General features: G+C 60.0%; 8 protein-coding genes and 1 tRNA gene. All 9 read left to right on the top strand.

Annotated elements, in window-relative coordinates:
• Window positions 1-1,487 (top strand): hypothetical protein (locus PHW69_06315; protein ID MDD4004802.1); only part of this gene is annotated, 1,487 nt, incomplete at its 5' end.
• An 18-nt stretch (window positions 1,488-1,505) separates the two neighbouring features.
• Window positions 1,506-2,426: a hypothetical protein gene (locus tag PHW69_06310; protein MDD4004801.1), complete on the top strand. Its 921-nt coding sequence runs from the start codon at window positions 1,506-1,508 to the stop codon at window positions 2,424-2,426.
• A gap of 104 nt (window positions 2,427-2,530) precedes the next feature.
• A complete protein-coding gene (locus PHW69_06305; GenBank protein MDD4004800.1) occupies window positions 2,531-3,859 on the top strand; it encodes an SLBB domain-containing protein in 1,329 nt (442 codons plus the stop codon).
• Between the two features lie 10 nt (window positions 3,860-3,869).
• Window positions 3,870-4,418 carry a BMC domain-containing protein gene (locus PHW69_06300; GenBank protein MDD4004799.1) on the top strand — a complete coding sequence of 183 codons (549 nt, stop codon included), beginning with the start codon at window positions 3,870-3,872 and terminating at the stop codon, window positions 4,416-4,418.
• Window positions 4,418-4,945, top strand: coding sequence for a hypothetical protein (locus PHW69_06295; protein MDD4004798.1), 528 nt, complete (start codon window positions 4,418-4,420; stop codon window positions 4,943-4,945). The genes PHW69_06300 and PHW69_06295 overlap by 1 nt, the downstream gene beginning before the upstream one ends.
• Window positions 4,945-6,153 carry a pyridoxal phosphate-dependent aminotransferase gene (locus tag PHW69_06290; protein ID MDD4004797.1) on the top strand — a complete coding sequence of 403 codons (1,209 nt, stop codon included), beginning with the start codon at window positions 4,945-4,947 and terminating at the stop codon, window positions 6,151-6,153. The genes PHW69_06295 and PHW69_06290 overlap by 1 nt, the downstream gene beginning before the upstream one ends.
• Window positions 6,153-7,763 (top strand): phosphoenolpyruvate carboxykinase (ATP), encoded by a 1,611-nt coding sequence (gene pckA, locus PHW69_06285; GenBank protein ID MDD4004796.1) that lies wholly within the window; start codon window positions 6,153-6,155, stop codon window positions 7,761-7,763. Before PHW69_06290 ends, pckA begins: the two co-directional genes overlap by 1 nt.
• 40 nt (window positions 7,764-7,803) lie before the next feature.
• A complete protein-coding gene (locus PHW69_06280; GenBank protein ID MDD4004795.1) occupies window positions 7,804-8,058 on the top strand; it encodes an SWIB/MDM2 domain-containing protein in 255 nt (84 codons plus the stop codon).
• A 100-nt stretch (window positions 8,059-8,158) separates the two neighbouring features.
• Window positions 8,159-8,233 (top strand) — tRNA-Arg (locus tag PHW69_06275).
• The last annotated feature ends 76 nt before the right edge of the window (window positions 8,234-8,309 follow it).

The raw sequence follows: 8,309 nt of genomic DNA, 5'->3' as shown, positions 1-8,309 counted from the left end.
ACCCGTCCGAAAAGCCCGCGCCGGTAAAGTTCGGCACTTCCGGCCACCGGGGGGAACTGGGCGCCGGGTTTTGCGCGCTGCACGCCAGGGCGATAGCGCAGGCCGTGGCGCGGCTGCACAAGGAAGATAATCTGGCCGGCCCGGTCGTGCTGGGCGGCGACACGCGCCTGATGGCCGGCGTGACGGCCGAAATCTGCGCCGGCGTGCTGGCCGGCAACGGTCTGAAGGTTATTCTGCCGGATATGCCGCTGCCGACTCCGGTTTTTTCAGCCGTCATCCGGCTCGGCATCGCAGCCGCCGGGTTAAACGGCACCGCCAGCCATAACCCGCCGGCCGACATGGGCCTTAAATACAATCCGGCGCACGGCGGTCCGGCGGACTCGGAAACCACCGCGCGCATCCAGAACTACGCCAACGAATGTCTTGCCGACCCCGCGCTTATCACCGAAATGCCGCTGGCTGAAGCGGTGAACAAAGGGCTGGTGCTCAACGCCGATCTCATGTCGCCGTATCTCGACCGGCTGGCCCGCGAAATAAATTTCGCCGCCATCCGCGAAAGCGGCGTGGCGATCGGGATACATCCGCTGGGCGGGACGTCGCTTCCTTTCTACCGCGAAATAAAGCGGCAGTTCGCGCTGCGCAACGTCACTCTGGCCGACAGCACCGTTGATCCGACTTTCGGATTCATTCCGCGCGACCATGACGGCAGAATCCGGATGGACCCGTCGTCGCAATATCCCATGCGCCCGCTTTTAAAGCTTGTCGAAGCCGGCACTTACCAGTTCGCCGGCGCATCCGACCCGGATGCGGACCGGTTCGGAGTGGCTACCGAGCGTGGCGGGCTTATCAATCCCAACCACGCGCTGTGCGTCGCGCTCGACTATCTGCTCACGCACCGGCCCGCCTGGCCGAAAACGCTCAAGGCGGCGCGCTCGATAGGCACCACCCATCTGCTAGACCGCATAGCCGCAAAATACGGCCGTTCGGTTTACGAATCCGACGTGGGGTTCAAGCATTTCGTCAAAGGGCTCGACGCCGGCGAATTCGTTATGGCGGGCGAGGAAAGCGCCGGGCTGTCCGCCTACGGCTGGACGACCGAGAAGGACGGGATCTACGCGGTCATGCTGTTCGCCGAAATCACCGCGCAAACCGGGCAGGACATCTCCTCGCTTTACAACAAACTCACCGCCGAGTACGGCACGCCCCGCTACCGGCGCACCGATGTGCCGGTAACGGACGAAACCCGCGCCCGGCTCAAAGCGCTTGACGCGCAAAAACTGGCCGGCGCCAGAGAGCTGGCGGGCGAACCGATCGTAAAAATACGCGATACCGACGGTGTGAAAGTGTACACTCGGAACGCGTGGGTGCTGGCGCGGCTGTCAGGAACGGAACCGATAGCCAAACTGTACGCCGAGTCGTTTCTGGGCGCGGAACATCTGGAGCGGGTTCTGCGGGAAGGCGCGGAACTGTTCGGGCTGAAGTTTTAATGGAAGCGGGAGCCATGTGTGAAAAAAGATCATTTTGAAAGCATTTTTCCGCTGGACGCGGCGCGTTCGCCGGGTGTTGAACGGATAGCCGGCATTTTCAGCGCGCGCCAGGTTATCGAACGGCGGGCGCAGGTGCTGGCGCGGCATACGCTGTATCTGGCGGCGCGCAGGGGCGCGGGGTTCGGGCGGCTGACGAAAAAGGAGAAGGAATTTTTCGGGTCGCTGCTGCCGCTCGCCGAAATCGCGCTCACCGGCATCGCCGGCATGCAGCGCAAGATGCCGGGCAGCGAAGTGAAATCGGTAAAATTTTATTTGCGCGAGCAGCTGCGCGCGAATGAAATGGAGCGGTGCCTTGAGCTGGTCCAGTACGGCGTGTCAGGCCGGGAAATCGAAAGCCTGAGTCACGCGCTCATGCTGTCCGACGCGGCGGGCGGGGTGCTTTATCCGCTGCTTGCCGAAGCGAAACCGGCGCTGGCGCAGCACCGCGCGCTCAATGAACGCGCGCCGCATCTGGCCGGCCAGTTTTCCGTTTTGCTGGGCGAGTTCTGCGGGCACACCATTCCGGTGCGGCTGGAGCCGGAAAAAAACGCCGATCCCGCCGCCGCGAAACTGCTGCGCGGATTCATAGCGCAGCTCAACCGGGGCCGCAGGTTCAAACTGGCCGAACGCGGCCGGAATAATTCGCGGGTGCACCTGTTCGCCACGCTGGCGGGCATGAACGCGCTGCTCGCCAACGCCGCGCCGCGAATGCTGGAGCGGGACGAGTGCGCCGAGACCGTGTTCGATCTGAGCGTCGCCAATTCCATTCTTTCCGCGATAACCGCCGCGGAAGGCGCGCAGGAACGCTACTGCCGCGCCGCGCTGCGCAATTACGGAACGGCGCTGGCTTATTGCGCGGCCGCGCTTGATCTGATCCTCGCCCGCCCTCGCGCCGACTGAGCCTGCCGGGTCCGGATGGCCAGCCGGCCCGGATCATGACAGTCCGCGCTGTCCGGCTGCCCCACCTGTTCCCAACCCGGTAAAAATTGTAATATGAAGCATATATGAGCGGCTTTTCCGATACCTTAAGGCGAACCGGCGTGGTCGGTGCGGGCGGCGCGGGTTTTCCCGCCTATGTCAAGGCCGGCGCGCGGGCCGAAATCGTGCTGATGAACGCGGCGGAATGCGAGCCGCTTCTGCACAAAGATATCGAACTGCTTAAAACCCATACCGAAACGGTGCTTGCCGGGTTCGCGCTCCTGCTAAAACATTCCGGCGCGGCAAAAGCCGTTATCGGAATAAAAAAGAAACACCGCGGCACCATCGCGCTGCTTGAAAAAGCGGTTGCCGCGCACCCGGCAATCACGGTCGGACAGCTGGGCGATTTCTATCCCGCCGGCGACGAATATTGCCTTGTTTACGAGCTGACCGGGCGGCGCATCCCGCCGGGCGGAATTCCGCCCGACGTGGGCGTGATCGTGAACAACGTGGAAACCTGCCTCAACATGGCGCAGGACGGCCCGGTAACCCATACTTTCTTAACCGTAACGGGCGCGGTGCGCAGGCCCGCCACGTTCCGCGCTCCGATCGGGGCGCGGTTTGCCGACCTTATCGCGGCGGCGGGCGGAACCGCAATAGCCGATCCCGCCTATATTGACGGCGGCCCGATGATGGGGAAGGTAACGCTGGATCCGCAAACTCCGGTCACCAAAACCACGTCCGGGATTATCGTGCTGCCGAAAACCCACGATCTGATCATAAGGAAAGCGGCGGATCACCCGGTCTATTCCCGGCACGCCAAAAGCGCATGCGACCAGTGTTCTTACTGCACCATGCTGTGCCCGCGCAACCTGCTGGGCTACAATGTCGAGCCGCACAAGGTGATGCGGAGCCTGCTGTTTTCCTCGGCCGGTTCGCGCAGCGCGGCCAGCGAAAGCGGCTTGTTATGCTGCGAGTGCTCGCTTTGCAGCCTGTATTCCTGCCCGGAAGGGCTGGATCCGCGCAATATGTGCGTGTCGGCAAAAGCGGAGCTGAGAGAATCGGGCGTAACCGTGAAAAATTCCAGAGCCGCCGCCTGCACGGGCCTGGGCGTGCATCCGATGCGCGAGTACCGCAAGACTCCCGTTTCAAGGCTGGTGAAACGGCTGGGGCTTGAGCAGTACAAAAACGAAGCACGCCTGACGGGGCTGCCCAGCCCGATCGGTAAAGTGCGGATCCTTTTAAACCAGCATATAGGAACACCAGCCGTGCCGGAAATAACGGTCGGGGCGAAAGTGGCCGAAGGCCAGAAGATCGCGGACGTGCCGGCCGACAAGCTGGGCGTGCCGCTGCACGCCTCCATCACGGGCACGGTGACCGCGGTGACAGCGCTGTATATTGATATAGAATCGTAGGAGCGGGTACATGAACAACGCCATCGGGGGAGTGGAACTGAGCAGCATCGCAAAAGGGTTTGAAACCGCCGATGCGATGCTAAAAACCGCGCCGGTCGAGCTGATCCTGTCGCGCACGGTCTGCCCGGGCAAATACGTCGCGCTGGTGGCGGGGGGAGTGGCGGAGGTGACCGCCTCGGTAAACGCCGGCGTGGCCAAAGCCGCGCACGCGCATGTGGACAATTTTATTATCCCGAACGTGCATCCTGGCGTGTTTCCCGCACTGGCCGGCACGGTGGAGCCGTGCGGGATGGACGCGCTCGGCCTTATCGAATGTTTTTCGGTTTCCGCGCTGATCGAAGCGGCGGACGCGGCGGCGAAAACCGCGGAAGTCACGCTTCTTGAAATCCGGCTCGCCATGGCGCTGGGCGGCAAGGCGTTCGTGAGCCTCACCGGCACGGTGGCGGCGGTGGAGGCGGCGGTGGGAGCGGGCGCGAAAGAAGCCGGGAAAAAAGGTCTTTTGATCGAGCGGGTGGTCATCCCGCAGCCGCGCCCGGAACTGCTGCGCGAGATATTATAATGGAATTCGCCGATTTTGAAACGATGTCGCGCGAGCTGGACAAGCTGAAAAGCGAAATTTTTTCGTTGACCGGCTCGCTTGAAGCACTGGGCAGCCGGGCCGAAACGATAGCGAAACAGCAGAAACGCGGGCTTGCGGTCCGGGACGAAAGTTTCCAGTCTGATTTCGCGAAATTCACCGCCGCGGTCAAAGAATACGCGCAACGCAGCGGCGCGTTCTGGCAGGCGGCGGGCGCACTGGGTCACCGGCTGAGCGCGGCGGGCCTGCCGGACGGGTCAGAGCTGGCGATCCGCCGGTTCGCCAACCGGGCGCGCGCGGTAAATTCGGCAATGGAAGAATTCAATTCCGTTTTCAAATTCGCGCGCCGGAAGTTCTCGCCCAACCGCGCGGAAACCGACTGGTGGCCGCTGGAAGTAGGCGTTACCGATATCGAAAAAACCAGCGGCCGGATACTGTACATCGCGCGGGAAATTTCAAAACTGGCCGAGTCGCGCAGAAACCCCGGCACGGAATACGGAGAATATTAATGAACCGCATAAGCGAACTGGCAAAAGCCATCATAAGCTCACCCACCCTTGCGCTGGACGCCAAGGCCAAACAGATGAAAGCCGCGGGCGAACCCGTCATCCATCTGGGCGGCGGCGAACCTGCGGGCGAAATGCCGCCCGCCGCCAAAAGCGCGGCGCTCGAAAAAATCAATTCCGGGCTGGTGAAGTATACCGCCGTGGGCGGCACCCCGTCGCTTAAAAAAGCCGTGGCGGATTACACGCTGCGCGCTTACGGGCATGAGGCGAACCCGGAAAACATCCTCATATCGGGCGGGGCGAAACAGTCGCTGTACAATTTCCTGTTCGCCGTGCTTGATCCCGGCGACGAAGTGGTTTTCGCCGCGCCGTACTGGGTAAGCTACCCGGAAATGGTCAGGATGTGCCGTGCGGTGCCGGTAATAGTGACCCCGGCGGACGGCGGTTTCGAGCCCGCCGTGTCAGAGATGGACTCCGCTCTCACGCCCCGCACCAAAGCGGTTCTTTTAAACAGCCCCAACAATCCCTCCGGGCACGCCTATTCGCCGGAGTTCGTGCGCGGCGTAATCGAGCTGTGCCAGGCGCGCGGTATATTCCTTGTGATGGACGATATTTACCGTGAGTTGGTGTTCGACGCGGTGCCGCCTGTTTCCGCTTTCAAATACGCGAAAAATCCCGCCCAGCTGGTAATCGTCAACGGCATTTCAAAAACCTATGGCATGACGGGTTTTCGGATCGGCTGGGCCGTGGCGGACCCGGGACTGGTCAGAGTAATGGCCAATATTCAGGGCCAGACGACATCCTGCCCGTCGGACCTGTCGCAGGCGGCGGCAATCGGGGCGCTGGAAGGCGGCCCGGAATTCGTCGCGCAGCTTAACGCGGGTCTGAAACATAAACGCGATATTCTGGTGGAAGAGCTGGCGCACATCAAAGGTGTCAGACTGCGCGTGCCCAAAGGGACGTTCTACAGCCTGCCGGATTTCAGTTTCTACAATACAAATTCCGTGGAGCTGGCGCAGTTTCTGCTGGAGAAAGCGAAAGTGGTAACCATTCCGGGCGCGCACAGCGGCATGGAGGGCCACCTGCGGATAAGTTATTGCGGGCCTGAAAATGGTATTATCGAAGGCATCCGGCGCATCCGCTGGGCGCTGGACCCCGGTTCACCGAGCGACATCACTATCGGCGGCAGTAAATATACGAGGACTTGGTAATGACAACCCCAAAAAGCAAACACGGACTTGAAACCCTAGGCATCGCCAACACCGGCAGGCAGTACTGGAACCTTTCGGCTCCAGCACTGGCGGAAGAGGCGATCAGACGCAACGAAGGCAAAATCGTGACCGGCGGCGCATTTGCCGTGTTCACCGGCAAGACGACCGGGCGCAGCCCGAAATTCAGATTTTTCGTGGAAGAACCCGAAACCAGCGGCAAGATCTACTGGAACAAGGACAATGTGGCGGTTTCACCGGAGAAATTCGACCGGCTGTTTCTGAAGATCCAGGGCTATCTGGAAAACCGTGACGTGTTCGTGCGGGACTGCTATGTGGGTTCCGACGAGCATTCCCGGCTCGCCGTGCGCGTGATCAACGAATACGCGTGGCAAAACCTTTTTGTGAACAACATCTTCATCCGCCCGTCAGCCAGAGAACTGCACGCAATCAAGCCGGACTTTACGGTGATTGCGCTGCCCGCCATGAAAACCGATCCGGAAACCGACGGCAGCGGCGGAGAAACCGCGATTTTTGTCAGCTTCGCGCGGCGCATGGTGCTTGTCTGCGGCAGCGCCTACGGCGGCGAGATCAAGAAAGCCATCTTCACCGTAATGAACTACCTGCTGCCGCTGAAAAAGATAATGAGCATGCACTGCTCGGCCAATATCGGCAGGCAAGGCGATACGGCGGTGTTTTTCGGGCTGTCGGGCACCGGCAAGACCACCTTGTCGGCCGACCCCGCGCGCGGCCTGATAGGCGACGACGAGCACGGCTGGAATGACGAAGGCGTTTTCAATTATGAGGGCGGCTGCTACGCCAAAGTCATCAATCTCTCGGCTGAAGCGGAGCCGCAGATCTATGCCTGCACGCGGCGGTTCGGCACGGTGATCGAGAACGTGGTGTTCGATCAGGCGACCCGCATTCTCGATCTTAACGACGCGTCGGTAACGGAAAACACGCGGGCCTGCTACCCGCTGGATTTCATAGAAAACGCCGTGCCCGACAACAAGGGCGGGCACCCGAAAAACATCGTGATGCTGACCTGCGACGCATTCGGCGTCATGCCGCCCATCTCGCGGCTGTCGGTGGAGCAGGCGATGTACCACTTTGTATCAGGCTATACCGCGCGGGTTGCCGGCACCGAAATCGGGCTGAAAGAGCCGGCCGCCACGTTCAGCGCGTGTTACGGCGCGCCGTTTATGGTGCACCACCCGTCGTTTTACGCCGAACTGCTGAAGGAAAAAATGCTCAAGCACGGCGTAAAATGCTGGCTGGTCAACACCGGCTGGACCGGCGGGCCGTACGGCGTGGGCAAGCGGATCAGCATAAAAAACACGCGTGCGCTGTTAAATTCCGCGCTTGACGGGCGTCTGGATAATGTAAAATATACAAAGGACAGCGTTTTCGGATTTGACATCCCCACAGAATGCGAGGGTGTGCCGTCCGAGATCCTGACACCGGCCAACCTGTGGAAAGACCGGGAAGAGTATTTCCGGAAATACCGGGAACTGGCGTATATGTTCGTAAAGAACTTCGAAAAGTTCAAAACCGGCTGCTCCGCGGAAATATGCAATGCGGGGCCGGTGTGTACGGAAAACAGCGGCAGCTGAATTTAGTGGTATTTGTAAAATCACCTGGAGGAAGCACAAAATGGCAAAAGCAAACGAAAAATTCATGAAACCCCTTCAGCCCAGCGCTGAACTCGCGGCGGTCATCGGCGACAAACCGCTCGCCCGGACAGAAGTCGTAAAGAAAATCTGGGTTTACATCAAAAAGAACAATCTGCAGGACGCGAAGAACAAACGGATGATCAACAGCGACGACAAGCTGAAAGTTATCTTTGACGGCAAGAAACAGGTCAGCATGTTCGACATGAACAAGTTTCTCGCCAAACACCTCAAATAATCAATCAGACGTGAGACACCGGTCCGGCGGGAAAGATTCCGCCGGACCGGTGAAATTTTTTCCAAAACAGACCGCAAAATTTGTAGAATATGAATATACCGCGCCCATAGCTCAACGGATAGAGCGTTAGCCTGCGGAGCTAGAGATACAGGTTCAATTCCTGTTGGGCGCACCAGCTTTAAAAGGACCGTTAATAACGGTCCTTTTTTTGTTTTCAGAAACGGAATAACCAGGTTTTGCGCGCCCAAAGG

It is taken from the genome of Elusimicrobiaceae bacterium (assembly GCA_028700325.1).
Classification (GTDB): Bacteria; Elusimicrobiota; Elusimicrobia; order Elusimicrobiales; family Elusimicrobiaceae; genus JAQVSV01.
The sequence above is the reverse complement of the archived record's forward strand: the minus strand, read 5'-3'. Positions and strand labels throughout refer to the sequence as shown.

Bases quoted from the DNA above. Each gene is read 5' to 3' on its own strand.
- PHW69_06300 (MDD4004799.1), top strand. From the start codon at position 3,870: ATGAACAACGCCATCGGGGGAGTGGAACTGAGCAGCATCGCAAAAGGG.
- PHW69_06280 (MDD4004795.1), top strand. From the start codon at position 7,804: ATGGCAAAAGCAAACGAAAAATTCATGAAACCCCTTCAGCCCAGCGCT.
- pckA (MDD4004796.1), top strand. From the start codon at position 6,153: ATGACAACCCCAAAAAGCAAACACGGACTTGAAACCCTAGGCATCGCC.
- PHW69_06295 (MDD4004798.1), top strand. From the start codon at position 4,418: ATGGAATTCGCCGATTTTGAAACGATGTCGCGCGAGCTGGACAAGCTG.
- PHW69_06290 (MDD4004797.1), top strand. From the start codon at position 4,945: ATGAACCGCATAAGCGAACTGGCAAAAGCCATCATAAGCTCACCCACC.
- PHW69_06305 (MDD4004800.1), top strand. From the start codon at position 2,531: ATGAGCGGCTTTTCCGATACCTTAAGGCGAACCGGCGTGGTCGGTGCG.